Origin of the sequence: Paenibacillus periandrae (assembly GCF_022458865.1) — a bacterium.
GTDB lineage: Bacteria > Bacillota > Bacilli > Paenibacillales > NBRC-103111 > Paenibacillus_S > Paenibacillus_S periandrae.
The window spans coordinates 68,841-94,387 of sequence record NZ_JAJNMU010000013.1; the positions used below are offsets into that span (position 1 = coordinate 68,841).

22 protein-coding genes are annotated in these 25,547 nt (G+C 49.3%); 6 read left to right on the forward strand and 16 right to left on the reverse strand.

Annotated features, from left to right (window positions below):
* Positions 1 to 46 precede the first annotated feature (46 nt).
* Entirely contained in the window at positions 47 to 1,132 is a 1,086-nt protein-coding gene (locus tag LRL21_RS22125) for a sugar ABC transporter substrate-binding protein (protein ID WP_240417965.1), read from the reverse strand.
* A gap of 100 nt (positions 1,133 to 1,232) precedes the next feature.
* Positions 1,233 to 2,705 carry a SulP family inorganic anion transporter gene (locus tag LRL21_RS22130; RefSeq protein WP_240417966.1) on the reverse strand — a complete coding sequence of 491 codons (1,473 nt, stop codon included), beginning with the start codon at positions 2,703 to 2,705 and terminating at the stop codon, positions 1,233 to 1,235.
* Between the two features lie 178 nt (positions 2,706 to 2,883).
* Between LRL21_RS22130 and LRL21_RS22135 the strand changes: the two genes are divergently transcribed.
* Positions 2,884 to 3,129 carry a hypothetical protein gene (locus tag LRL21_RS22135; protein ID WP_240417967.1) on the forward strand — a complete coding sequence of 82 codons (246 nt, stop codon included), beginning with the start codon at positions 2,884 to 2,886 and terminating at the stop codon, positions 3,127 to 3,129.
* A gap of 141 nt (positions 3,130 to 3,270) precedes the next feature.
* Here the strand turns inward: LRL21_RS22135 and sdaAA are convergent, their stop codons facing one another.
* The 6 genes from sdaAA to LRL21_RS22165 all read right to left on the reverse strand — a co-directional run bounded on the left by sdaAA (position 3,271) and on the right by LRL21_RS22165 (position 9,094).
* Positions 3,271 to 4,170: an L-serine ammonia-lyase, iron-sulfur-dependent, subunit alpha gene (gene sdaAA, locus LRL21_RS22140; RefSeq protein ID WP_240417968.1), complete on the reverse strand. Its 900-nt coding sequence runs from the start codon at positions 4,168 to 4,170 to the stop codon at positions 3,271 to 3,273.
* Positions 4,167 to 4,847, reverse strand: coding sequence for an L-serine ammonia-lyase, iron-sulfur-dependent subunit beta (gene sdaAB, locus LRL21_RS22145; protein ID WP_240417969.1), 681 nt, complete (start codon positions 4,845 to 4,847; stop codon positions 4,167 to 4,169). The genes sdaAA and sdaAB overlap by 4 nt, the downstream gene beginning before the upstream one ends.
* A 19-nt stretch (positions 4,848 to 4,866) precedes the next feature.
* Complete coding sequence (locus tag LRL21_RS22150) at positions 4,867 to 5,937, reverse strand: dihydrodipicolinate synthase family protein (protein WP_240417970.1); 1,071 nt, start codon at positions 5,935 to 5,937, stop codon at positions 4,867 to 4,869.
* Entirely contained in the window at positions 5,937 to 6,977 is a 1,041-nt protein-coding gene (locus tag LRL21_RS22155) for an NAD-dependent epimerase/dehydratase family protein (protein WP_275900845.1), read from the reverse strand. The genes LRL21_RS22150 and LRL21_RS22155 overlap by 1 nt, the downstream gene beginning before the upstream one ends.
* A gap of 272 nt (positions 6,978 to 7,249) precedes the next feature.
* Positions 7,250 to 8,236 carry a Gfo/Idh/MocA family protein gene (locus tag LRL21_RS22160; RefSeq protein WP_240417971.1) on the reverse strand — a complete coding sequence of 329 codons (987 nt, stop codon included), beginning with the start codon at positions 8,234 to 8,236 and terminating at the stop codon, positions 7,250 to 7,252.
* 81 nt (positions 8,237 to 8,317) lie between these two features.
* Entirely contained in the window at positions 8,318 to 9,094 is a 777-nt protein-coding gene (locus LRL21_RS22165) for a glucosamine-6-phosphate deaminase (protein ID WP_420832478.1), read from the reverse strand.
* A gap of 268 nt (positions 9,095 to 9,362) precedes the next feature.
* Between LRL21_RS22165 and LRL21_RS22170 the strand changes: the two genes are divergently transcribed.
* Together LRL21_RS22170 and LRL21_RS22175 are read left to right on the forward strand one after the other, a co-directional pair.
* Positions 9,363 to 11,642 carry a helix-turn-helix domain-containing protein gene (locus LRL21_RS22170; RefSeq protein ID WP_240417972.1) on the forward strand — a complete coding sequence of 760 codons (2,280 nt, stop codon included), beginning with the start codon at positions 9,363 to 9,365 and terminating at the stop codon, positions 11,640 to 11,642.
* A 217-nt stretch (positions 11,643 to 11,859) separates the two neighbouring features.
* Positions 11,860 to 14,076, forward strand: coding sequence for a DUF4838 domain-containing protein (locus LRL21_RS22175; RefSeq protein WP_240417973.1), 2,217 nt, complete (start codon positions 11,860 to 11,862; stop codon positions 14,074 to 14,076).
* Between the two features lie 110 nt (positions 14,077 to 14,186).
* On the opposite strand, the gene LRL21_RS22180 is transcribed toward LRL21_RS22175, so the two are convergent.
* The 3 genes from LRL21_RS22180 to LRL21_RS22190 form a co-directional block, all read right to left on the reverse strand.
* Positions 14,187 to 15,719, reverse strand: a complete 1,533-nt coding sequence (locus LRL21_RS22180; RefSeq protein ID WP_240417974.1) for a type 2 periplasmic-binding domain-containing protein — start codon at positions 15,717 to 15,719, stop codon at positions 14,187 to 14,189.
* A gap of 89 nt (positions 15,720 to 15,808) precedes the next feature.
* On the reverse strand, positions 15,809 to 16,675 hold the full coding sequence (locus LRL21_RS22185; protein WP_240417975.1) for a carbohydrate ABC transporter permease: 867 nt from the start codon (positions 16,673 to 16,675) through the stop codon (positions 15,809 to 15,811).
* A gap of 10 nt (positions 16,676 to 16,685) precedes the next feature.
* A complete protein-coding gene (locus LRL21_RS22190; protein WP_240418118.1) occupies positions 16,686 to 17,543 on the reverse strand; it encodes an ABC transporter permease in 858 nt (285 codons plus the stop codon).
* A 496-nt stretch (positions 17,544 to 18,039) separates the two neighbouring features.
* On the opposite strand from LRL21_RS22190, the gene LRL21_RS22195 reads away from it, so the two are divergent.
* Positions 18,040 to 18,171: a DUF4023 domain-containing protein gene (locus LRL21_RS22195; protein ID WP_240417976.1), complete on the forward strand. Its 132-nt coding sequence runs from the start codon at positions 18,040 to 18,042 to the stop codon at positions 18,169 to 18,171.
* 150 nt (positions 18,172 to 18,321) lie between these two features.
* On the opposite strand, the gene rnhA is transcribed toward LRL21_RS22195, so the two are convergent.
* The 3 genes from rnhA to LRL21_RS22210 all read right to left on the reverse strand — a co-directional run bounded on the left by rnhA (position 18,322) and on the right by LRL21_RS22210 (position 21,890).
* Positions 18,322 to 19,023 (reverse strand): ribonuclease H, encoded by a 702-nt coding sequence (gene rnhA / locus LRL21_RS22200; protein ID WP_240417977.1) that lies wholly within the window; start codon positions 19,021 to 19,023, stop codon positions 18,322 to 18,324.
* 61 nt (positions 19,024 to 19,084) lie between these two features.
* On the reverse strand, positions 19,085 to 20,851 hold the full coding sequence (recQ, locus tag LRL21_RS22205; protein ID WP_240418119.1) for a DNA helicase RecQ: 1,767 nt from the start codon (positions 20,849 to 20,851) through the stop codon (positions 19,085 to 19,087).
* 160 nt (positions 20,852 to 21,011) lie between these two features.
* On the reverse strand, positions 21,012 to 21,890 hold the full coding sequence (locus LRL21_RS22210; RefSeq protein WP_240417978.1) for a glycosyltransferase family 2 protein: 879 nt from the start codon (positions 21,888 to 21,890) through the stop codon (positions 21,012 to 21,014).
* Between the two features lie 190 nt (positions 21,891 to 22,080).
* Between LRL21_RS22210 and LRL21_RS22215 the strand changes: the two genes are divergently transcribed.
* Positions 22,081 to 22,278 (forward strand): hypothetical protein, encoded by a 198-nt coding sequence (locus LRL21_RS22215; protein ID WP_240417979.1) that lies wholly within the window; start codon positions 22,081 to 22,083, stop codon positions 22,276 to 22,278.
* A gap of 62 nt (positions 22,279 to 22,340) precedes the next feature.
* Complete coding sequence (locus LRL21_RS22220) at positions 22,341 to 23,135, forward strand: copper amine oxidase N-terminal domain-containing protein (RefSeq protein ID WP_240417980.1); 795 nt, start codon at positions 22,341 to 22,343, stop codon at positions 23,133 to 23,135.
* Between the two features lie 78 nt (positions 23,136 to 23,213).
* Here LRL21_RS22220 and LRL21_RS22225 read toward each other — a convergent pair whose 3' ends face one another.
* Positions 23,214 to 23,531: a transposase gene (locus tag LRL21_RS22225; protein WP_240417981.1), complete on the reverse strand. Its 318-nt coding sequence runs from the start codon at positions 23,529 to 23,531 to the stop codon at positions 23,214 to 23,216.
* A 161-nt stretch (positions 23,532 to 23,692) separates the two neighbouring features.
* A complete protein-coding gene (locus LRL21_RS22230) occupies positions 23,693 to 25,279 on the reverse strand; it encodes a copper amine oxidase N-terminal domain-containing protein (protein ID WP_240417982.1) in 1,587 nt (528 codons plus the stop codon).
* Between the last annotated feature and the right edge of the window lie 268 nt (positions 25,280 to 25,547).

The window sequence follows — 25,547 nt, forward strand, 5'->3', positions numbered from 1 at the left end:
ATCCCATCGATCCAGATCGATGGGATACTAAATATCTAAAACTCGATTATTTCTTCTTTTCAGCTTGCTTCAACCAATCGGTATAGCCTTGCTCGCTTTTGCCCCAGCCTTTAACATGCTCGCTCAATTGCGTTGTGGAAATCTGCGCAGCCGGCAGTTGGTCTCTCGATACGAAAACCGGATCTAACACAATTTTATCCGGAGTTTGGTCACCATGCAGCTTTTGGTATAAGAAACGTACTTGAATGCGTCCGATATCCTTAGGATCTACTGCAGCAGAAGCAACCCATGGGTTCTTCGTATCCTGAATCATCTGCAAATCCTCGTCGCTCATATCGATACCGTAAATTTTGATTTCACTGCGTCCTGCTTGTTGAATCGCACGGGCAGCGCCCTTTGCGAACTCATCCCATGCAGCCCATACAGCTGTAATGTCGCCTTTGTTCGGGTATTTCTTAAGAATAGCTTCCATTTGTGCTTGGGTATCCAACGCCGTATTAGCCGAAGCCGCTCCGAATGCCGCTACTTCCTTGATTCCTGTGTTTTTATCCATAAATGCTTTGTAAGCCACTTGTCTGCGTTCCATTGGCGCGAAGCCTGCTACCCAGATCTTCACGATATTGCCTTTGCCTTCCATGTCCTTGCCCATTTTGTCGAGCGTAAGCTCAGCCATCTTTTGATCGCCTTGCTCTAATACCGTTACGCCTGGAACCTTGATGTCCGCATCAAAGGCAATGACCGGAATCTTTTTCTCCAATGCTTTTTTCACGCCAGCTTCTAAAGCTTCCGCTGTACCATGGTCGATCAGGATACCGTCCATCTTTTGGTTGATAGCCGCATCCAGATTGGAGGACATTTTGGCCAAATCGCCTTCAGCTGTAAATACCGTTACTTTACCGCCCAGCTTTTCGACTTGCTCTTTAACGCCTTCTATATATTGTGCCGAGAACGTACCCAGGTTGATTTGCATAATCAATGCAATTTTTTTGTTCTCCAACGATGCCGCACCTGCCGTCGGTGTACCGCTTGGAGCTTCGGTTGGTTTGGCTTCCGGTTTGGCTCCGCAAGCTGCCAAGCTCACTGCCAGAATCAGCACGAGCAATAAGGCTATGCTTTGTTTAATTTTATTCATGATCACGATTCCCCCTACATCTTTTGCAAATCCTACTCTTTTACTAGGTCTTAACTCTACCACCACTATTTATAGGATGTCAATGGTATATATAGGATGTTCATAATATCTCTATATTTCGATACGCTTCCATCAATTGGCGGCTCTGCGGGTCGAGTCCGGTGATCGTAATTTTTTTCCCCAAAGCCCTGTATTTTTCCGTAACCTTGGTGATGGCCGTGACTGCGGAATGATCCCAAATATGCGATCCTTTAAGGTCAATCCTGATATGATCCGGATCTGTATGCGGCTCAAATAGCTCAATAAAATGGGTCATCGTACCAAAAAACAACGGCCCCGTTATCATATACTGCTTAAGTGCATCCTCATATTTTAATAGATTCGACTCCTCACGTACAATTACCTGACAGTTCAGCTTCGCCATTCTCCAGCCAAAGTTGAGCGCACTGAGTACGACTCCCGATACGACGCCAATCGCCAGATTTGATGTGGCTACGACAATCGCCACCGTCAGCACCATCACCACTGCATCACTGCGCGGGATTGTACCCAGAGTCCGAACCGCTCCCCAATCAAAAGTTCCGATCGACACCATGAACATCACACCAACCAGCGCTGCCATCGGAATTTGCTTCACGATATCGCCAAGCACAAGAATCAAGAATAGAAGAAACACCCCTGAAACGAGCGTTGATAGCCGCGTCCTGCCGCCAGACTTGATATTAATAACCGTTTGTCCGATCATCGCACAACCAGCCATGCCACCAAACAATCCATTGATCATATTGGCAATCCCTTGTCCGCGAACCTCGCGGTTTTTGTCACTGCCAGTTTCCGTCATTTCATCGACAATGGTTGCGGTCAGCAACGATTCCGTCATGCCCACAATCGCCAACGCCAGAGAATAAGGCAGCAGGATCAGCAGTGTATGCCATGACCACGAAATTTGCGGAATATGCAGGAAAGGCAGCGCCTGTCGAATCTCACCCATGTCGCCTACTGTGCGAATATCCAGCTTCAATGCAATCGCAACAACCGTCATCACGATAATCGCCACCAACGCGGAGGGCACTACTTTAGTTAGAAGCGGAAGCAAATAAATGATCGCGAGCGTCCCTGCTACCATCGCATACATCGGCCAGGATTCACCGACAAAATTGGGCAGCTGCGCCATGAAAATAATAATGGCCAACGCATTCACAAACCCAATAATAACCGAATGTGGAACAAAGGTAATAAACCTTCCTACCTTAAATACGCCAAGAATAAGCTGGAGCAACCCGGTCAGTACCGTTGCCGCGAATAAATAGTCCAAGCCGTACTTCACGATAATCGGCCCCATTAATGAAGCCATAGCTCCAGTTGCCGCCGAAATCATGCCGGGTCTACCGCCCACAATTGAAATGGTGACTGCAATCGTGAAGGACGCGTACAGCCCTACCATCGGGTCTACACCCGCCATAATCGAAAAAGCAATTGCCTCGGGGATCAAGGCGAGCGCTACCGTAATACCGGATAATACATCATTGCGGACATTGCCAAAGAAACCTTGTCTTAGCCACTGCACAAACAAAACGAATCCTCTCCCTATTTAATTGTTGTAGCTCTCCACTCTCAGGATTGCCGGGTCCGATGCTCACTGTTTTCGATTATATACGTTTTGCGGCAATATGCATAGAGTGATTAGGCTGCAGGAAACGCGCGCATACTAACGAACGAAATCACTATTATTTAGGAGAGGAAGGGTACACATGGCTGAGGATAAAAGCATGGAGCCGGTTTCCGGACATGAAGTGGAGACAGACGGCATTTATGAAAACGAATGGGGACGCGAAGAAACGTTGAAACGCGGAGATGAATTTCCTTATGATCCGGTAATGGGACAAACAGAATGGAAGCTCGTCAGCCTACCGCTTGAAAGCCAGGAGCGGGAAATGTATAAGGATACAACAGCCAATACGAAGCCTCGTCTGCATATTGAACGCGGTGATAGATAACAACGCCCTTGGATGGGTATGTCCAGCATGACGTAAGACAGTTCCGTTAATGGGACTGTCTTTTTTGAGGATTGGAAACTCTCAACCACCAGATCCCCTTAGGAGCTGAATTGTTTGCACAAGGGGTAGCTCTCAGCTTCGTCATGGCTGTGGCTTCTCCTTGCTTTTTGTGCCATACAGCTCCTTCATCAGCCTCTTGCCTGTTGGCGTCTGGGCCAGTCCGCCCTTGGCCGTTTCTCTGTGCTTCTCAGGCATGGCCGCTCCAACCTCCAGCATCACCTGGATGACCTCATCGGATGGGATCACGCTGCGTACATCGGCTAAAGCCATATCTGCTGCAGCCAGTGCCGTTGTTGCACCGAAGCCATTGCGTACGATGCAGGGAATTTCAACAAGTCCGCCGACAGGATCACAGATCAGACCGAGCGAGTTTTTAAGCGCCAGTCCCACGGCGTGGATCGCTTGAGCGGAGGTTCCACCTCTCAGCTCGACCAGCGCACCTGCCGCCATGCCGATGGCTGAGCCGATCTCCGCCTGACAGCCGCCTTCGGCGCCAGACACGAATGAATTATTAGCGATCACATAACCGATCGCCCCTGCACTGAACAGCCCAGCGACCATGTGCTCGTCGCTCCAGCCGAATCGTTCCTGGGTGCTGACAAACACACCAGGGATAATCCCGCAGGAGCCTGCGGTCGGCGTGGCCACAATGCGTCCCATCGACGCATTGACCTCTGACACCGCAAGCGCGTATGCCATCGCTGCCGCAGCAGCCGGGCCAAGCAGCGGCTCGCCCTTGGCCATATAAGCCATAACACGCTGCGCATCGAAGCCGGTTAATCCGCTTCGGGAAGGCGTCGGCTCGAAGAGGCCTTTATGAACGGCCTGCTTCATGACGCTGTAGTAATCAGCCATCTTCGCGAATTCCTCCTCGGGCGGACGGCCCGACTCCTTGGCCTGATCATGCAGCATAACAGCGGAAATCGGCTGCCCTTCTGCCTGACAGATTGACGATAGCTGATCCAAGGTTTGAAACCTCATGAATTCCCTTCCCCCCAGTCGATGATTCGTACATCCTGCACATCCGCTAATTGGCCTAGTCGCGCCTGTAATCCAGCTGGAAATGAACCATCGGTTTCCACGACCGTCAAGGCGTCTCCTTTACGTTCCTTACGATCGACATCCATGTACCCGATATTGATATCCAATTCACGGAGCACACCGGAAATATCCGAGATCATCCCTGTGCGGTCCGTATGAAAAACAAGCAGTGTCGGATAAACACCGCTGAATCTGACGTCGAAGCCATTGACCTGCTCCAGCTCGATATTGCCGCCTCCAATCGATGCGCCGCGAATGGCCATTTGCTGGTCACCGCAGCCCAAACGGATCAAAGCCGTATTCGGATGCTGGGCTAAGCCGCTGCTGGGTGTTATCGTAACCCGTATACCTAAATACTCCGCGTTCTTGAGCGATTCCCGGACACGGGGATCGTCAGGCTCATAGTCCAACAGGCCGGCTATCAACGCCAAATCCGTCCCATGACCCTTATACGTGTCAGCAAAAGAACCGTAGAGCTGAATATCTACCCATTCCGGCTGAACAGCCAACAAGCGGCGGGCCACTCTGCCGAGCCGGACCGCCCCTGCGGTATGTGAGCTTGAGGGTCCAACCATGGCGGGGCCAATGATAGAAAATACATCCTTAAATCGCATCATGCTGTCCCTCTCTTCCACTCTAGTTCAACCACTCCGCCAAATGGCTTTTCACAAACTCATCATCGTTTAAATGAGGGTAATCGCGGTACATCCGCTCAATTTCCTCTGCCTGCCCAGGCGACAGCGTTTCATGTGGATTCAGACACCAAGTTCCTTCCAACAGACCCTGCCGTCTTAACACCTCATGGATGCCTGGAATGCAGCCTGCAAAAGCTTGTGCGGGATCAAAGAAGGCTGCATTGGATTCCGTTACTTCAATATTACGCGTCAGCCAGGCCGAATCGATAGGCTTCGATTGACGGGCTGCCTTGATTTCCTCCAACAGCTCTACCGCTTTCTGCGTCCATACCGCCCAATGACCCAACAATCCGCCGACTATTGTTTTTTCTACGGGTACACCATTGACGTTGAAGCGATAAGTCGTCAACAAATCATTGATGATGTTGTCGTCATTTCCCGTGTACAGCGCGATTTCATCGCGGCGGCTTGAATAACATACGGCGCGCACGACATCAATCGTCTGATACCGGTTGAAGGGTGCCATTTTGATCGCAACAATTCCAGGAATTTCGGCAAAGCGCCGCCAAAAATCGAAGCTGAATATGCGCCCCCCGACAGATGGCTGCAGGTAAAAACCAATGACGGGCATTACCTCCGCTACGGCTTCGGTTCTGCGCAGTATTTCCTCCTCTGACCAGCCCTGCAGACCGCCCATACTGAGCAATCCAGCGTCATAGCCGAGTCTGACTGCAAGCTCAGCCTCGGCCAAGGCCTGATCGGTGAAGCCGCAAATTCCGGCAATCTTCAGAAACGGGCGGGTCAACCGAGCATTATCCACTTCCTCCGCAGCCAGACGCAGCACCGGCTCCAGCAGATTGTAGCGTTCTTCCCTGATTTCAAATTGCGTGGAATGGACAGCAACAGCAATACCTCCGGCTCCTGATGCCATATAATATCGGGTCAGCGCGCGCTGCCGCCGCTCATCCAATTGGCGCGCACTGTTCAAAGCAAGCGGGTGCGCCGGGATCACCAATCCGCTGTGGAGAGCATGAAGCTGTTCGCCTGACAAGTTTTTATGAGCTGCCGTCATTAGTATTTACCGTCTCTTTCCTGAAAATGTGTGGGCTTATTCCAGGTAGACCCGCCTTCTTTCACCCATTGTGCTATCCAATCGATCATCTGCAGCAGTGACACACGGGGATATCCGAACAACTGATGGGATTTGGAGGCATTATTCAGCAGCGCCATATCTGATTCCTCACCAATAAAAACCGGCTCCTTATCCAGACGTGTACCGAACTGTTCAGCTATCCAGCGCATCGACATCGTTTCGGGTCCGGTGACGTTGATAAAATTGGGCGGACTGGTACACACATTCAGACAACGCAGTGCGATTTCATTGGCATCTCCCTGCCATATACAGTTAGCATGACCCATGGTCACATCAATCGGTTTGCCGGATTGTACGGATCTGGCTACCTCCAGCAAAACCCCATAGCGCAAATCAATCGCGTAATTCAAGCGATAAATAACCATTGGAATTGCGTATTGATGGGAAAAATGCTCGAAAACCCGTTCCCGTCCAAGTGTTGACTGCCCATATTCACCGAGCGGCGCCGGAGAAGTCTCCTCAGTTGCACCACCTTGGAATACCGGGGTAAACGGATAAATATTGCCGGATGAAAACACGACGATACGTGAGTTGCGGAACTTCTCCGCGACGCGTCCAGGCAGATAGGCGTTCATCGCCCATGTAAAATGCTCGCGTCCGGTCGTGCCGAATTTATTACCGGCCATGTAAATGATATTTTTCACGTCGGGAAGCTGCTGAAGCTGCTCGTCATCCAGCAGATCGCAAGCTATTGTACGAACACCTTCTTGTTCCAGCTCGTCCTGCAGCGCTTTATCAGAAAAGCGTGATACACCCCAGATTGTTTTTACGACACCCGCGCGACGTAACGCGTTCATGGCGAGACGCGCCAAACTCGGACCCATTTTACCGCCAATGCCAAGCAGCATAATATCACCGTCAACATGCGCTAAATCGTGTACCAAAGCGTCTGACGGCTCGGCAAGCTTTTGTTCCAATTGTTCGATGGTTTCTATAGCTGGTTGTGCCTGATTAATCATCGTTTAACTCTCCTTTAGACTTATTCCTATGTGAATTTATGCAATTGGCCGGCTAAATAGAGGAAAAGGCAGCCTCAGAATCCCCTCTAGACTCTAGAAGTCCGGTGAATAAGTCTCGCTGCGCGGCCAAATATCCTTCCGATCACTGTTGAAATCGTGAAATTAGATGAGATTAAGCGGTTTATTCACGATTTCAAAGGCGAACGCTTACGCTTCTCCAGGATCATTTGGCCGCTGCGCTCGTTCTTCACCGGACTTCTAGACCCCGTCGTTTATACCGGTTGGGTCACTTCCTGCTCCGTACCCGTTTCTGCAGAACGGTACACCTTCTCTATGGCAGCAATGATGCTGCGGCCGTAGGCTCCCGAGCATTCCGGGTCGCGTGCTTCACGAATCGCGGCGCGAAGCTCTCTGTACTGCAGCTCGAACGGCGTTGCTATCGCAGTCACTTCAACTGGTTCATAGGCGCCTCCCCGACTGATCCAGAGGTCTTGGCCCGTGTTGAGCTTCAGCATACCGCCAGTGAATATAAGCTCCGTCTCATTGCGCGACGCCCCTGGGTAGCCGGACTGAACAATCGTAGCAGGGATACCGTTGTCCAGCTCCAGCCAAATGCTGCCGCTGCCCTCCACGTCGCCTCGCTTGCCGTGATGACTGACCGATGCCCGCACCCGACGGACATAGCTGTCAGTTAACCATTGAATCTTGTCGATGGAATGTGCGCCCAGATTCGCCAGGATACCACCGCCGGACTTCGCTTTTTCCAGAAACCACTGTGGTCTGCTATCTTTATAATAATGAATATGCCGGGTATCATTGATCATCACCAGTTCGCCAAGCTCGCCACTATTCAGAATCGCTTTAGCTGCCAGATTCTCAGCTATATAGTGCTGCGTGTGTCCGACCAGAATACGGATATTCCCTCTACGTGCGGCTGCAATGATCTCATCGCACTCGGTAGTGGTAAGCGCCATCGGCTTTTCCAGCATCAGATGACACCCGCGTTCGGCTGCGTACAAGGCCGTTTCCTTATGCAAAAAATGCGGCAGGGCAATCGCTGCCACATTCGGTTGTTCGGTTTCCATCATCTCGCGGTAATCCGTATAAGCTCGAACGCCATAACGTTTGGCTGCCTGTTCGGCTTTATCCTTGTTGATATCCACGACCGCGCAGGGTGTGTAGCCTTCCGTTCTCTGCATTGCTTCAAAATGCTGATCCGAAATAATCCCGGCCCCGATTACGGCAGCTTTTAAATCCATCGCTTTCATCCTCCGTCAGTGCTCCTTCCAGCAGGGCTCACAATTCTCACTGATACTAAATCAACGATTAAGCAGCCGATTTTACTCTAGTCCATAAGAGGCCTTGTCAACATACAGCATGCAGTTCATGTGCCGACGCAGGATGCTTGCCGGACATGCGGTCGAGATCGGTCCGTTCAACGTCTGCTGCACCGCTTCCCGTTTGGTCGGACCCGGTACCACGCAGAACAGCTGCTCGCCGGCTACCAGCGCTGGAATGGTCAACGTTAATGCATGCTTCGGCACATCCTCAAGCCCAGCAAAGCAGCCGTCGTTCACCTGCTGCTGACGACATTCCAAATCGAGCTCGACAGATTTAACCAGCAGTGGATCCGTAAAGTCTGCAACCGGTGGGTCGTTGAACGCGATGTGCCCGTTTTCCCCGATGCCCAGACATACGATATCAATCGGAGCTTCAGCCAACAGGCCGCTGTACCGCTGCGCCTCCACAGCAATATCCGCCGAGCTGTCGATAATATGAACCTTGCCCGGACGTACGATATCAAACAGCCGATCCTTCAAAAATTGACCAAACGCCTGCGGGGCATCGGCCGGAAGTCCAATATATTCGTCCATATGAAAAGCGGTGACGCGGTTCCAATCGATATCCTTGTCTGCGGCTAACGCCTGCAGCATCTCGTTTTGTGATGGCGCTGCAGCAAAAATCATTCGTACTTCAGATTGCGTGCCCAGCAAGCATTTCATCCTGTCGGCTACATCAGCAGCAGCCCGCTGCCCCATAGCGGCTCTTGTTTCGAATACTTTTACCTTTAACTGATCCGCATCGGTTTCAACAATCGTTCCCAGCCTGCTCATCATTAATCCCCTCCCGCACTGCAATAATTACGCGGAATTCCAACTCCGCTTGGCTTAGCTAGCTTAGCTTAGCTTAAGGCCATTGTATTCCCTATCCAAGGCTAAATAAACGGACATCTTTTTAAAAAGCACACCATTTCCTTCTGACCTGAAAAAAAGAGCATTTCCTGAAAAATGAATATAGCGCAAAAGAGGATATCGATTTAAAGTATGTAATAATGTAAGAACACAAAATCGCCTGCATGGAGCAGCCTACAAGGGGGACAACACCATGAGCACTTTACTGGATATCAAAGAAAAATCACGTTCTCTGTTTAATAAATTGTTATTCAGTTTTTTGGTCATTATCCTCTTGTTCACCACTTTTAATTTCGTTTCCTATGCTTTTTTCCGTAACAATTTATATGACGAGATCATTCGTTACAATACACTCAATCTGAATCATACCGTCGATAATTATGAGAATCACCTGCATCTGCTCCAGACAACCTTGCTGAGCGAGCTATTCAGCACTTCAGCCATCGCGTTGGAAAGCAGCCGGGATCAGCCCAGTTACTCGACTGTCGTCGATCTCAACAACGAGCTTCGCGTCATGATGGGGAACGAGCCTTTATTTCTGGATAATGTCATTGTACAGTTCCAGAACCTGAAGATTGCCATTGACAAGAACGGTTCCCACCAGTCCGCGGATTTGTTTGATAAATATTATGAATCCCAGCTGTACACCAAGGAATTCTGGAGAGCTGAGGCTTTAAAACCGTTCAGCTTTCAGCTGTATCCAGCTGCCGAATTTTCACAAAAGAAGGTATTCGATCCGTCACCAGGCCAACAGCAGCTTTTGCCGATTATGGTCAAAAAGTCAGGCAGCTCGAATACGACGATTTTAGCCTTTCTCGATGCCAATAAAGCTTTGAAAAAGTTCCATCAATCGATCAACAGTAATTTTCTGATTCTGGACAGCAGCGGGAAAGTAATCTACAACGTAGGGGATACGTCATTACTGGACAATCTTCCGGATTTCAGCAAATCGGATAGTCTGTTCATCAAGCACGAGAAAAATCTATACTTTTATAAGGCTTCTCCAGAGTCAGGGCTGATATATGTCAATATCGTACCGGAGCAAAGCATCTCCCAGCAAACGACGCAGATGAACGTCATATTGATTTCCCTACTGGTGATCGCGATTATTATAAGCGTCGGTACCTCCATTTTTTTCAGTATGAAATTCAACAATCCGCTGAAGCGTATCGTTCAATCGGTTACCGAGCTTAATGCCAGCGCGCCACCTACCTTTCAAATTCGGGAATTCAATATTATCAGTCAGCGGCTGGCCCAACTCGCCCAGTCCGATCGTAATGCCAAAGCCGACCTGTCGCATAAAGACTCCCTGCTGCAGTACTATTCATTCATTAATAAAATCAAAAATATCCAGACCCATTCCGACGTTCCACAAGCGGAAAAACCCGACATGCTGGAAAAACCGTTTATTATGACGGCGTTCCAATTAACCTACAAGGACGAATTCGAGGGAGTCACGGAGTTCGGCAAGGACAAGGCTTCTTATTATGTGAAGGAATTTATTCAGATGACGATGCTCAAGGAGTATGAAAATTCGCTAACGTTCCAAATGGAGCAGGATATGATCTTGACGCTGATATTTGCCGATACCGTCTTGGACGAACGGCTTCAGCAAACTCTACTGCATATTAAGCAGGTACTGGATCTTGATAATCAATATATATTTCTGACGATTGCGGTCAGCGATGTTTACCCCGAATCCGCTAATTTCACTGCTGCTTACGAGCAGTCGCTGGAACGGCTTCAAAAAAGGAAGCTTAATGAGGAAACGCAGATTATCGCTCCGTCCACTACAGCAGAACCCCCCATTCACCACTGGGGCTTTACTTCCCTGGAGGATCAGGATTTTATGGTTCATCTGCATGCCGGAAATGCTGCCCAGACGATAACACTCGTGCATCGTGCTCTGGATCGGATGCAAAAGAACGAAGCGACCGCACACGCATGTATAGATTTTGCCCAGGAGATTGTGAGCAAAGTGAACAAAACGCTGATCACGCTGCAGCTCGATATGCAGCCGGCTGCTGATTCTCCCTCCCCCGGCGAACAAATCCGCAGCTGCTATACGCACGAACAGTTTAAAGAGTTCCTGAGCGGTTATCTTTCCTTAAGCGCAGAGCTGATTCAGAAGAAAAAGGAAGGCTACGACCATATCACCAAGTTTATGACCGAATATATGGAATCCCATATCGGGGAGGACTTGTCACTGGATATTCTCGCCGATAAATTAAAGGTATCGGCCGCCTATTTGTCCGCTTATTTCAAGGACAAGACCGGAATCAACTTCATCGACTATTTGAACGATCTGCGCATCCGCAAAGCGAAGGAGATGCTGCTTGGCAGCGACGCCAAGATTCAGGATATTGCCGTTAGCGTCGGTTATCAGAGCGTCAACTCCTTTATCCGCATGTTCAAGAGATCCACAGGAATGTCGCCGGGTGAATTTCGTAAATCCTCGTTAACCGGGCCTTGATTCTGAAGCCTTATGCCGGATAGTCGGCAGTGCGACAGCAGACGGTTTTAAAGCAAATTTTAAAAATGTGCATTTTATTGAAAAAGGTACGTTTGCGATTGTATGAAATCGAAACAGATTCGAAAAACGGTCTATCGCCGAAGGTTTCAGAATTTCGTATGATGGACTTACAGCAGCATTCAGCCATGCTAAGCCCCTACGAAAGGATGAACACAAGATGAACATTCAGGATTCAAGAACAGAGCCTGTACAACACCTTTCGATGCCCATTATCGTAGATAAAGGAGCATTTGCTACGATTCGTGAGGCCGCATTTGCGGAGCAGGAAATCGATTGGTGGGACGAATCCAATCCACAAGCGCTTCACTGCACGCAATGCTTTGCTGCGGTCGAGCTGCGCAGCCATCTTTGCCTGTTAACCGGAGTGGATGAACAGGATGAACGTTACTTCCCGCTGCGCGATACCGATGAGCTTGAGAACATGGAGCCGCTTCAATGCGACGGCATCCTCGTCGGAACACCGACAAGCAGCCGATTTGCCCGGCAGCTTTGGGATCATCACGAGCTGGCTCGGCGCTTCGACTGGGACAGCCTTTCCGCCGAAGGCTTCTGTGCGGTAACGGTCAACAACCAGGGCGGCAAGCTGCTGCTGCTAGCCGGCCGGGACCGCGTCGGCACCTTGTATGCGGTGTATGCGTTTCTGGAAACGCTCGGCTTCCGCTGGTTCGGACTCGGCGAGCAGGGCAGGATTGTGCCTGCCTCGGTGAATTTCACCCTGCCGGACACAGATATATGCGAGGCTCCGCGCTTTCGGACAAGGGGCTGCTACAGCGAGCATATCGATGACTCCTCGGCAGACCTGACCAACTGGATGGCGCGCAATCGCGTCAATTTTGTATTTCTCGATCGCATACACAATCCTCACGCATTGAAAAAACGCGGTATTCGCCTTTGCGCCGGAGGCCATAACGTCCTGTCAAGATTTTTGAACCCGCATGCCCCCTATCCATACCCTTTAGATCATGTGCTCGGTCATACATCTGCCGCAATCGAAGGCCGACCGACCTATTTTGAAGCCCATCCCGAGTGGTTCGGGCTGGTCAACGGCGAGCGCAGCGCCAATGTCGGCGCAGGCGACCGTGAAGGCTACGGGGACAACTATTGTACCACCAATGCCGATGCCACCGATGAGCTGTGCAGCAATGTGGTGGAGGATCTCATAGCCGGTGACTGGAGGCAGGTTGATTACTTAAACTTCTGGATGCTGGATAACGGACAATGGTGCTCCTGTGAGCAGTGCGAAGCGACAGGCAACTATGCTTACAAAATGATTCTCGTCACCCATCGACTGCGCCAGTTTATCCGTCAGGCCATCATGGACGGGCGGTTGAAGCGCGATGTGAAGATTTTGTTCCCCGTCTACCACGAGACGCTGCCCGCACCGGATCGACCCTTGCCGGAGGATTACGACTATGCCAGCTGTTACCCGACCTATTTTCCAATTGAGCGCTGTTATGTCCACCGTCTGGACGACGAAGCATGCACCGAAACCAATGCGGATTTAATGAGCACGTACCGTCCCTGGACGACCGATCCAAACCGGCATTACCGCGGTGAGCTGTATATCGGCGAATATTACAATGTGGGAGCCTTCGCCACGATTCCGGTTCCATTCATGACGATCATGAAGCAGGATATCCCATTTTATTACCGGACCGGTATCCGCCACTTTCATTATATGCACATGTCCGACCAAAAATGGGGAACCCTGACTCTCACCAACTACCAGCTGTACCGAATGCTGTGGAATCCAGAGCTGAATGTAGAAGCACTGCTTGATGATTACTTCATTCAGTATTATGGGGAAGTCGCAGGGGAGATGCGCCATTTCTATGAATCATTGGAGACCGCGATGCGCAATGCCAAGTTCCTGAAGCATTATCAATACCTCGGAGACCGGCGTCTATCGCTCGCCGCTCTGTTGAATCAGGATGCGGAAATCCTGTTTCCGCTCAAGCACATGCAGTACGAGCAGCAGTCAGATGATCCCAACGCAGGCATCAGCCTTGTGCAAACGATGGATCTGCTGGCCTACTGCCGCAAGCTGATAGACGATGCATTGCTTCATGCTAAGAAGGACGAGGTTATGGATCGGCTTCTGGAGGACGAAATGCGGTTTACCTATCTCGAAGACATGACCCATTACCTCTACTATATGGTGCGGACGAACAGGTTCAAATGGTCCGGACGTCACAAGCTGGCGAAGCACAGCTTCACGCATGCGCAGCACTATGCCCAGAGATTGGAGCACAACACGGAAGCGACCAAGCCTACCGGCCGATTCAAGCTGTATGATAATGCGTTGAAGGCTAGTTGGTGCGAGGACGCTTACCGGAATTACATGCAACTGTTCGGTGATGGTACGAAAGATTAAATGCGAATGCGACTGACTAGCAAGATAAGACGAGTGAATGCGTCAGTCCTCACATAAGAATGAATAAAGCTCCAAAACCACTACGAAGGTGGATTTGGAGCTTTATTTGACTATTTCAAAGTAATCTTGTCCGTACGCTCATAAGCCGTCTTGTAAATAGCTTTGATTTTATCCAGACCCAGCTTGTTTTGCTCGGCAACAAATTGATCCCATTCCGCCATTTTTCTTTCTCCCAGAATGAATTTGGATAAATTCTCGTCTCTGCTTTTTTCCAGCGCTTTACCGGTTGTCGAAATGATTTCAAGCTCATTCTCATTGAATGATGGCTTCGGTCTATACTCGGAATCATATTTGCGCGCTTCCGGGTAAGCCGCTTGCAGCTCCTTGGAGGAAAGGGACAGATGCGCGTCATAATCAATCCATTGGTAGGTGCCATAGGTAGCCAATCCGGTTTTCTTACGCAAATCGGTTACATCAACAAAGTCGGCTTTCATTTTCTTCTTGCCGTTTTCTACCGTGTACGATTCACCCTCTTTGCCCCAGCTGGCCAACGTTTTGCCTTCCTCCGAGTAGAAGAAGTCCATGAATTTCATAATATCCTTCACATCCTTGGCCTTCGAGGCAATGACGAAGCCTCCGGTGACCGTATGCGTATAAGCGTTCTGCTGCTTGCCGTTCGCTCCCCCGGCAGGCGGTGCCATCAAGGCTACCGTAAACTGCGGATTTTCTTTGCGCATCGCCAGATTGAAGAAGTCGATCCGTCCGATATAATCCACGGTAATAAATGACTTGGAGCCGGCCATCATATCCTGCCACTGCTTCGTTTCAAGCGTAAGAAAATCCGGTGGAATCAGCCCATCCTTGTAAAATTTGTTCATATACTCGATCATCGTCTTGAATTCATTCTCCGTCGGGCCGTAGCGAACATCCTTTTTCGTCTTGTCGTAGAAGAAATCATCATGCGTGCCAAAGCCAGGGGCCATATATTTCAGGATCTGCAGACGGTTTCCGCCGATTCTGAAGGAGAGCGGGTAGCTGTCCGGGTACTTCGCTTTTAATTGCTTCAATACCTCATACAGCTCGTCGTAAGTCGCAGGAGCTTTAAGCCCCTCCTTTTTGAAAATATCATCGCGGTCCATCCAGATTGTCCGGTTCGTCTCACCAAAGCCCTCGTTCGGGAACTGATACATCTTGCCATCCGCCGCAATCGCTTCCTTCGTAATATCCGGATATTTCTCCATCCACTTTTTGAAATTCGGCATCTGGTCCTTGTAGTCCAGAATATTGACGAACGCACCCTGCTGGCCGAATTTATTCGCCTGCTGCAGATCCTTAACGATCATCAGATCGGGAATTTGACCAGAAGCAACAGCCAGATTAACGGCTTCATCCGTCTTACCGGGAGGCGTACGCACATCCAGAGTTACACCCGTTTTCTCCTCGATCCACTTCCAGGCCGGCCAGTCCTTGCTATAAGGCCAGCTTGGATTGGACTCTGTGAGCATGGTGAACGTTTTTTTGACAGGAGGGCTGTTAGGAACCGCAGCTTGTGGGGCTTCTTTCGTTTCTCCACCCGAAGCACATCCGGTAACCAGCGATAATCCTACAACCGACGACAACAAGATTGAACCCTTTTTACTCATGCGTCTCACCTCATTCATATGATTATACTCTTTAAGAGCGTGACTCCAAAGTTCATACAGATTTGATGCATATGGCCTTGCCCTGCTGCTCAGCCCTTTACAGCACCAATTAAAGCCCCTTTGACAAAATACTTTTGCAGGAACGGGTAAATCATCAGAATCGGTAAGGTTGCCACCATAATAACGGTATACTTCAGGGATTCCTCGACAATCACGTTATCACCGCCAATTCCGGTAGACTCCCCGTAGCCGCTGGCGCCTGCCAGCACGATACTTCGCAGCACGACCTGAAGCGGGAACAGTTTCTCATCGGTCAGATACAGAAACGGCAGGGTAAAGTTATTCCACAGCGCTACCGCATAATACAACCCGATTGTCGCAAAAGCCGCCTGGGATAATGGGATGACAATTCTGATAAAAATTCCAAAGTCGGTCAGTCCGTCCATCGTCCCGGATTCCTCAAGCTCAACGGGAACATTCTGGAAGAACGTGCGCATAACCAGCAGGTTAAACGAATTGACGGCTCCCGGCAGTACCATTGCCCATAGCGTGTCCATCAAACCAAAGCTTTTGACAACGAGAAACGTCGGGATCATTCCCCCACTGAAAAACATCGTAAAAATGATGATCAAGGTGAATCCCTTATGAAAAACCATCCTCTTCTTGGATAAGGAGTACGCCCCCATTGCCGTAATGACCAATGAAATCAAGGTACCTAACACTACATAGAGGATCGTATTGCCGTAGGCGCGCATAATCCTCGGATCACTCAGCACCATTGTATACATATCAAAGTTCAGCCCCTTGGGGAATAGCGTGACCTCGCCGCGGAGCACGAAAATATCCTTACTGAGTGAAATCGACAACATGTACCAGAAAGGATAGATGGTGACAACAGCTACAAACAGCAGGACCACCACGTTAACAGCGGAAAACAAACTCCATTTTTTCTTCAACTCATCTCACCTACCATAGGCTGTTTTCTGAAAGCTTGCGGCTCACATAATTGGCCGAAATGATGAATACCAAACTTACCAAACCGGTGAATAAATCGATTGCGGCGGCGTAGCTGAAATTGGAATTGGTCAAACCAACCCTGTACACATAGGTACTGATAATATCGGCGGTTTCATAGGTAGCCGGATTGGACAGCAGGAATACTTTCTCAAACCCGATTTCCAGCACCTTGCCCACATTCAATATAAACACAATCGTAATAGCCGGCATAATGCCAGGCAGTGTTACATGAATCAATTTATGAAACCGATTCGCTCCATCAATGTCCGACGCTTCATACAATTGCGGGTCTATGGCCGTTAATGCCGCTAAATAAATAATCGTTTCCCACCCAAAATGCTGCCACACATCCGAGGACACGTAGATCGTACGAAACCAGCCCGGATTCACGAGGAAGTTAATCATATCGAAGCCTGAAGCCTTGATCAACTGATTAACCAGACCTGAGGTCGGAGACAGGAACAAAACTACCATACTGGCGACAACGACATTGGATATAAAATGAGGCAGGTAGCTCGCCGTCTGCACAAATCTTTTGAATACTGCATGCTTCATTTCGTTCAACAGAAGAGCAAGCGTAATCGGAACGGCAAATCCGAACAGCAGCTTATACACCCCAAGTAAAACCGTGTTTCTCATGAGAATGAAAAAGTCGGGATTTTCAAAAAACATCAGATAATATTTGAAGCCCACCCAGCTGCTTTCCCATATGCCTCGGTACAAATTGTAGTTTTTGAATGAAATCACAATTCCAAATATCGGCAGGTACTTAAATAGGAGGTAATACAATAGACAAGGTAGAAACATCCAGATCAAATATTTGCTGCTGCGCCACTTTCGTTTGAGAGCCGTTAACCGGCTTGTGCGCTTCTCGACAAATTGCGAACCCGCATCGCCAGTAACAAAACGGGATTGCATAAGCGTAACCTCCTTCTAAAAGCGATTGTCCATGTACACGATCTTCATGATGCTTGTGTGACCTAAGCTCGCGACGTCTGGTATTGATCTCATCATATCGAGAGTCCCGATGCCGGGCTACCTCCACGTTTTTATGTCTTGTTCCTTTTTTGGACCCGCTGAAAAATGGTGATTACCTAGAAAACGGAATATGGCGAGTTTACCGCGTCGCTGTTCTTATGAACGATACCAAATAGCCCGCTTCACTCTTTTGAGTAACGGGCTGTACTGAGTTTATGTAGCTTCTTGTAGGCTGCTTTCTATCTCTACCTGACCTGAGCCATGCATGTTTTCGAGATCAACAGGTTACAGTAACAAGTGATTGTACAATAGAGGAGGCTTACTCATGGACGATACACATGATTTTGTAGAGAAAGTACACGACACACAGAAAAAAGCCGAGGCTAACAAAAAACATCAAGGTAAAGGAACCCCAGGGGACAAGCTGCCCAACAAGCAGCACACTACCAATAAGTAGTTACAGCCAAAGAGGCTTTTCCTAAAGCAACCAACACTGCCTCGGGAAAAGCCTCCTTGTATGTACATGCAGCAAGCTGCAAGTTTCGCCTTCGACATCCGCATGCGGAACAGGCTTCTTAATCATTCGCTTCCCTTGCCCTTGCTTAGTCTACTTGCGACCGTAATCGGCTTTGATCTCTCCCCACGCCTTCGTATCCCATTTGAGAATCGGGTTTCTGTATGTGTTTGAATGCAGCCAATTAAGAGCACGGTCGACAAGCGTCCAAATTTCCTCGGTTGAGGCGTCGCGCGGCAATGTCGTAGCAACAGCCTTTTTACGAATCCAGCTTATCGCTGTCATCGAATCACTGTACACTGTCATCGAGCTGCCCTTCTGCTTCAGATAGGCCAATGCATGAACAATTGCCAAAAACTCACCCAGATTATTCGTACCCTTGGCAATCGGCGGGTGCTCGAAGATGACCTCACCGGTTCTTGTGCTTACCCCTTTGTATTCAACAATACCCGGATTGCCCTTACTGCCCACATCTACAGATATGCTGTCGAGCACGACCTGTTGAGGTTGCTTCCCTCCGGCTGCCTTATCTCCGCTGGATGAGCCTGCGCCTCCTGAAGCTGCTGACTTGCCCTTCCAGCTTGTCGAACCCATACTGGTACCGACCGCTGCTTTGGCCGCCGCAAAGGACGATTTCCAGCCTCGGGCCAACGCAGCCTGAGCCTCAGCCAGGCTCTCATAGGCTTTAAACTTGGCTTGCGGATAGCCATTCGTTTGCTGCTGGCACTCTGCCCAGGTCTCGTAAATACCCGGTATTTTTCCTTCCCATACTACATAATATTTTTGCTTGGCCACAGATTTGCTCACCTTCTAACAAGGATAAAATAAAGAACGCCTGTATATTCAGCCCGACTGGCTAGCTTTGAACATTTTTGAAAAAATCGATGAAATAGGCCCCATATTTGAAAAATTTAGCTTCTCCGACACCTTTGATTTTCAGCATAGCCGCCGGATTCGTCGGTTTGATTCCGCACATTTCCCGAAGCGTGCTGTCCGGAAATACGATATATGGGGGTATGCCCTCCCGCTTGGCAATCGTCATACGCAGCTGCCGAAGCTCGTCGAACAGGTCAGCCTCAACCTCGCGGGCCACAGGCGCCTGCCGAATGCGCATCTTCTGCTCGACCCGCTCCTCGCCCGCCAAGACAGCCTGTGCTCTGGCGTGCAGCCGCAGTACAGGGAATTTACCGTCGGTAATGATCAAGTAGCCTTCAGCCACAAGCAGCTGGATCAGATCGACGATTTCTTTTTCCGTGCGTTCCTTCAACAGCCCGTAGGTCGTCAGGCTATCGAAGCCCATTTCCAGCACCTTCTTATTACGCGAGCCTTTCAGCACCGATGCAACCGTTGTCGCACCGAAGCGTTCCTTCATGCGCCGCACACAGGAAAATATTTTTTGCGCTTCGATTGTAATATCCGTCATCTGCCGCTCGGTACTGCAGGAGCTGCACCGACCACAATCCTCCCCATCATCACCGAAGTAGCGCACAATGTAGCGCTGCAGGCACTGCGAGGTATGACAGTAATCCGCCATCTGCTGCAGACGGCGATACTCCTGTGCCTGCCGCTCCGGATCTCCAATCGACTGTTCAATCAAAAATTTCTGAATATGGATGTCCTGCGAGCTGAAAAGCAGCATGCACTCACTCGGCTCTCCGTCACGTCCTGCACGTCCAGCTTCCTGATAATAAGCCTCCATATTTTTCGGCATATTATAATGAATGACATATCGCACGTTCGATTTATCAATACCCATCCCGAATGCGTTGCTTGCTACCATCACACGTATTTCATCATACAGGAACTGCTCCTGCGCCTCAGCACGTTCTTTATCTGTCATGCCCGCATGGTATTTGCCAACCTGAATGTGCTGCTTGCGCAGCAGCTCGTACAAATTGTCGACTTCCTTACGTGTAGCTGCATAAATAATGCCGACTTCATCCTCATGCTCACGTACATAGCCAAGCATCACATCTCGCTTGTTCTCACCCTTAATAACCGACAAAGCCAAATTTTCCCGCGCAAATCCGGTTACGAACACTTCCGGGGCACGCAGCTGCAGATGCTTGACGATGTCTTCACGCACCTGATCCGTAGCTGTAGCCGTAAATGCAGCTACGATCGGTCGCTTCTGCAGCAGGGTAACGAGCCGGCTGATCGCCATATAGCTCGGTCTGAAATCATGCCCCCATTGCGAGACACAGTGCGCCTCATCAATGGCGACCATCGGCACCTCCAGATTGGCCAGCAGCTCGATGAAACGCTCCGACTCCAGCCGCTCTGGCGCCACATACAGCAGCTTGTACTCACCCAGCCGCGCCTTGCGAATACGCAGCTCCACCTGGGCATACGAAAGCGAGCTGTTGATGTAAGCTGCCGATACCCCGATGCTGTCCAATCCGTCCACCTGATCCTTCATCAGCGAAATCAATGGAGACACGACAATCGTTGTCCCCTCAAGGAGCATAGCCGGAACCTGATAGCAGATTGACTTCCCGCCACCTGTGGGCATAATGCCAAGCGTATCCTGTTTGTTTAAAATACTTGAAATCACTTGCTTTTGTCCGTCACGGAAGGAACCGTAGCCGTAATATGTCTTCAGCAGCGTTTCCGCTTGCTCCATCGTGCCTATCACATCATGCTCCCCCTTGCTAAATAAGCGCTTGAACCGTTCCCTGCTCACCCACAGGTATCCGATTCCTGAAACTACCACAGTCTATCCAGATTCGCTCTGCTTCTACATACGCTGCTTAAATGGGTTCTACTCCGTCCACACGCATCTTTTATACGGAATGCGCTCCGTCTACTGGGCTTGTCCTGAATTGCAGCGCACGTCTGGATACGATGGGCTCTCCATCCCATAGCACTTCGGTCTTGGCCTTGCGGCTCAACACCTCCGGCTCCTCCAGCAGTACGAGAAAATTTTTGGTTGGCAGCTCACCCAACCTGTGCTTTGCTGACAGCTTATCCAGGTAGGGCCGCATATCCTCATGCTGACCCGACATATTGCCGCCTATTTCCGAGAATGCGTACAAGGCGCTGGCTACCGGCACTCTTTTGACCCGATAATGCTCGACCGCCCGTAAAAAGAAATCCCAATCCCAATAATGATACATCTCCACGTCGAACAATCCCAACCGCTCATGCAGCTCCGCGCGGTACAGACAGCCCGACGAAACAAACGTTGAAAATCTGCGCATCGCCGCTACATCGTGCTCATAGGCAAACACGAACCGTTCTGTCGCCCGCCTTGTGTGCCCCTCCACCTTATAATCGAAAATTTCCACATCGGAATAGACCATATCGAAGCCTTCAATTTCCTTCAACATCCGCTCAATATGCGTCGGCAGCAGCAGGTCGTCATCGTCACACAGCATAATATATTCACCACGCACTAGCGTAAGACCGCGGTTACGGGCATGGACATGCTTGGAATTGTACTCCATATCGACGATATTCAGCTCCAGCTCCGGGTAAAGCGTTCGCAGGAAATCAACCGGCTCCCCGGCATCATTCACGATAATAATTTGCAAATGACGATACGTTTGTCTCCACAAGGACTCTATCAGCTCACTCACAAAATCCGCTCGATTATACGTCGGAATAATAATAGAAACGAGAGGCGATTCTCCAATAGATTGCTGCCTGACTATCTCTTCCATCCTGTCTGTCTCCTCCCCAAATGTTGTCATTCCATACAAAGCCGCTACTCCCAAGATACCAAAAAATCAGCAAAAAGGGAAACCATTCACGCTCTCATCCGTATAATGACTATTTAAACCAAAAGGATTTACGTTACTTGTGTCGAATTGTGTTTAGATGTATAACTAGGTGTACGGGAGGGTTCATAGGATGGCATGGAAACCGATTTACGATAGTGAACAATTGTCTCTTGTTGTGGACGATGACAAGAAAGTAGCTATGCTCGAGGTGAACAGCGGCGGATACGTTCCGCATTATATAACACTTCATTGGAACGAGCAGGAGCTCGCCGAGATCATTCAGGCCCTTCAGAACGCCCAGCAGGAGCTTAAGGGCAACCATGCATAAATCCGAACTGTACAGTGGCAGCTAGAAACGAACTTAAAGATTCAGTCAGGAGGTTTACCGCGATGCTTAAAGTGAAAAATGTACAATGGATATCTATAGGCCTATGTCTGTGCATGCTGCTAATCAGTCCCTTGTCGGCTAGTGCTCAGGACAACCCTCAGATCCCCATCTATATATCGCAGGAAAAACAGCAGTGGGAGCAGCAGCCTTTTATTATACAAGGCAATACCATGGTGCCGATGCGCGTCCTATTTGAAAAGCTCGACTTTACCGTATCATGGGATAAAGACAAACAGATGGCAACAGCAAGCAAGGGTGGGCTCACCATTATGCTGACCATCAATAAAGCAACGGCAGTCGTTAATAAAACGACTTATTTCCTTGAGGTGTCTCCGGTTATTCGTGATGGCAGCACCTTCATGCCCTTGCGATTTGTTAGTGAAGCCGCAGGAGCTGATGTGGCCTGGGATGAAACCGAGCGCTCTGTGCAAATCAGCTTTGATAACGTACCGCAAAAGAGGATACGCAAGCTGATTGATAGTGTCACGCAAAGCAGCAGCTTCGTTCAAAGCGTCGTCACCCTTACCGGTGGTGATGGAATTAAGAAAAATGACATGGTCATTAAAGATATCGTCATGAACGGAGATAACACCTCCGCCAAAATCAAGTTCGAGGCCGGGTTCACCGTATCCAAAGCGATCAAATCGACAAGCGGCATTACGATCTCACCTGCCGAATCTGTCGTCTATGAGTTCACCTGCGATGTATATAAAGACGCCTATGATCAATGGATCCTGCAGACCCCACCCGATGCCATGCCTTATGAGCTCAAAGAAAAGAAGCCCTTTATGCAATAAGCAGTTAAATCAGTATCATGCATAGCAAGGCACCTCAGATGATTAATGTCCGGGGTGCCTTGCTTCATGTTCGGATTATTAGCTGCGGCGCAGCTTCATTTCCTGATACGATTCCCAGGCTACCGCAATCAGTCTATACAGGAGATAACTGCCCAGATAAGCGCCGCAGGCCAGAAAGCGCAAATCGGCAAACAGCTTATGGATCGTCGTCATCATGACCTCCTGATCCCGATTAATTTCATAAATCTTCACAGCAGCCATAATCGCAAACACCCAGCCGCTTACGATAGCCAGCCAATCGAAACCAAGCCCAACTCCGTTACCGCGATTCCATTTGGCTGCCGAGAACATAAATATCGGGATCACAATAACTGCTGCTCCTATTGCGAATGCCATACTCCATCCACCTCCACCTGTTCAGTATCGGAATATACGGTACAATTATACGAACACAGCCGCATTTATAGGAATGCGATTCACGCACGTTGTGGTGAAAAAAAGCGAGCCAAGAGGCCCGCTTTCCTTGCTGATACATATGAGTATGAGTTCAATAAAACTTATGGAGCCAGCAAACGAATAACTTTACCCTCTTCAGCAAGATCCACTGTCCAGCCTATCACCTCTGCGAAGATCTGAACAGGAACTACAAGTCTGTCACCTTGCAGTGTCAATGGAGCGCTCGCAACTTTCTTGGTGCTGTTGTGAATTACAAAGTCGGAGCCCAAAGAAAACGTCGCACTGTTGCCATTCCAGGCCACCGTTGCGGAACGATCAGCCTCGTTCCAGTTTAAGGTGGCACCCACTGCATCGACAGCATAGCGAAGTGGAATATACGTATAATTTTCTTTTCTTAGAGGAGTTACATCCATCGTCAGCTTGTGACCATTTACATCCAGCTCGGTGCTGTTGATGGTAAAGGTTACTACGCTGTTGGTAACGATCGGCGGCTGCACCTGCGGAAACATAGCTGGTAAATGTGCAGCAATACCGATTGCCAGCGCATCAGCTGTTTTGTACATATGTGTATAAGCCATTTCTACATTCGGATAAGTAAAGGAATAATCATTTTTGGCATACGTATCAAAAACCGTCAACAAAAAATTAATATGCTCTTTCAAGCTTTTACTGATGTCAGCTTCAAGAAAAAACTCCGGGTTCACTTTTGCAAAAAATTGCGCTTGAGATTCACGATATACATCCAGGTTATCCATAGCTTGCTTCGCACTCAGATAATCCTTGGCTGCTGTCGCTTTGACGTAATCAAAGAGGTAGCCAATGTGCGAAGCCCAGAGCGGTTTGAACGTATCTGCTGCATCTTGACCGTATATGACAGCGATAGCTGCAGCCAAATCGTCCGTATTTTGTCCAAGTGCAGCTGCAGCCTGATCAAAATCCGGCTTTGCATCAATTCCTTTTTGCATCGCCACAATCGCCAGTAGTGCATGCTCGCCTAATACCTGGCCCAGTGTGCCTCGAAGATCGACCGTTGTCGATTGAATAGAGGAATTTGAAAACCTGTCAGGGTACTGGGCAGCCACGCCAATCGCAAGCATATCCGCTGTGTCATACATATGACTGTAAGCCATACGTGCCTTGGTGTAAGCATCAGCATAATCCTTGTTCACGTAAGCATTGAATGAATCGATCAGGTGACCGATGTGCATGTTCAAGCCTTCCTCAATAGCCGGCGCTTTGAAATTGTCCGGGTTGGCTACTGCGAAGAATGCCGCTTGCTTGGCACGGTAGTCATCCAGCTTCGCCACAGCTGCCGCACGACCAGCTTCATCTTTAATGGCTGTAGCGTTTACATATTCAATCAGATAGCCGATATGGGAGCTCCAGATCGATTTAAACGTCACTCCGGCATCCGGACCGTATACCGATGCGATAGCCGCAGCCAGCTGATCTGTGTTTTTGCTCAGAAGATTGGCTGTATCGCTATAATCGACTGCTTTGTCATAATTTTTTTGCATGGCAAGTACAGCTAGCAAGGCATGCTCCCCAAGCAGCTGTCCCAGGCCTACACGCAGATCAGAAGCAGCTGCAATGGAATTACTGGCAGGTGCTGCTCCAGCTACCAAGGTAGGGAGCATCAGGGCCATACAAAGTACGAGCAGCGCTAATTTGGATTTCAAAAGCTTCATCAATATCACATCTCCTTAATTCTCTTTATAAATTCCTTGGTGGGCACCGTATTTTACATAGCTCCACCCTATAATGAGGCCCAAGACCTCATCATAAACAGAGCTATGCCCTGTTCATCAGACGGCAGCGGAAAGCGTGCTTCACTCCAAATGAGCACTGCTCCACCAACCCCCTCCACTTTTGTATGCCAGTGCTTATGTATGTATACCAACTGCTATATAGACAGTTAGCAATGTTTACCCATTCAAATCAGGTTTGAAGCATCCA

What these genes read in the sequence shown, in the direction of transcription:
- LRL21_RS22125 (WP_240417965.1), bottom strand. Translation starts at nt 1,132, where the DNA reads ATGAATAAAATTAAACAAAGCATAGCCTTATTGCTCGTGCTGATTCTG.
- LRL21_RS22135 (WP_240417967.1), top strand. Translation starts at nt 2,884, where the DNA reads ATGGCTGAGGATAAAAGCATGGAGCCGGTTTCCGGACATGAAGTGGAG.
- sdaAA (WP_240417968.1), bottom strand. Translation starts at nt 4,170, where the DNA reads ATGAGGTTTCAAACCTTGGATCAGCTATCGTCAATCTGTCAGGCAGAA.
- sdaAB (WP_240417969.1), bottom strand. Translation starts at nt 4,847, where the DNA reads ATGATGCGATTTAAGGATGTATTTTCTATCATTGGCCCCGCCATGGTT.
- LRL21_RS22150 (WP_240417970.1), bottom strand. Translation starts at nt 5,937, where the DNA reads ATGACGGCAGCTCATAAAAACTTGTCAGGCGAACAGCTTCATGCTCTC.
- LRL21_RS22155 (WP_275900845.1), bottom strand. Translation starts at nt 6,977, where the DNA reads ATGATTAATCAGGCACAACCAGCTATAGAAACCATCGAACAATTGGAA.
- LRL21_RS22160 (WP_240417971.1), bottom strand. Translation starts at nt 8,236, where the DNA reads ATGGATTTAAAAGCTGCCGTAATCGGGGCCGGGATTATTTCGGATCAG.
- LRL21_RS22165 (WP_420832478.1), bottom strand. Translation starts at nt 9,094, where the DNA reads ATGATGAGCAGGCTGGGAACGATTGTTGAAACCGATGCGGATCAGTTA.
- LRL21_RS22170 (WP_240417972.1), top strand. Translation starts at nt 9,363, where the DNA reads ATGAGCACTTTACTGGATATCAAAGAAAAATCACGTTCTCTGTTTAAT.
- LRL21_RS22175 (WP_240417973.1), top strand. Translation starts at nt 11,860, where the DNA reads ATGAACATTCAGGATTCAAGAACAGAGCCTGTACAACACCTTTCGATG.
- LRL21_RS22180 (WP_240417974.1), bottom strand. Translation starts at nt 15,719, where the DNA reads ATGAGTAAAAAGGGTTCAATCTTGTTGTCGTCGGTTGTAGGATTATCG.
- LRL21_RS22190 (WP_240418118.1), bottom strand. Translation starts at nt 17,543, where the DNA reads ATGTTTCTACCTTGTCTATTGTATTACCTCCTATTTAAGTACCTGCCG.
- LRL21_RS22195 (WP_240417976.1), top strand. Translation starts at nt 18,040, where the DNA reads ATGGACGATACACATGATTTTGTAGAGAAAGTACACGACACACAGAAA.
- recQ (WP_240418119.1), bottom strand. Translation starts at nt 20,851, where the DNA reads ATGGAGCAAGCGGAAACGCTGCTGAAGACATATTACGGCTACGGTTCC.
- LRL21_RS22210 (WP_240417978.1), bottom strand. Translation starts at nt 21,890, where the DNA reads ATGGAAGAGATAGTCAGGCAGCAATCTATTGGAGAATCGCCTCTCGTT.
- LRL21_RS22215 (WP_240417979.1), top strand. Translation starts at nt 22,081, where the DNA reads ATGGCATGGAAACCGATTTACGATAGTGAACAATTGTCTCTTGTTGTG.
- LRL21_RS22220 (WP_240417980.1), top strand. Translation starts at nt 22,341, where the DNA reads ATGCTTAAAGTGAAAAATGTACAATGGATATCTATAGGCCTATGTCTG.
- LRL21_RS22225 (WP_240417981.1), bottom strand. Translation starts at nt 23,531, where the DNA reads ATGGCATTCGCAATAGGAGCAGCAGTTATTGTGATCCCGATATTTATG.
- LRL21_RS22230 (WP_240417982.1), bottom strand. Translation starts at nt 25,279, where the DNA reads ATGAAGCTTTTGAAATCCAAATTAGCGCTGCTCGTACTTTGTATGGCC.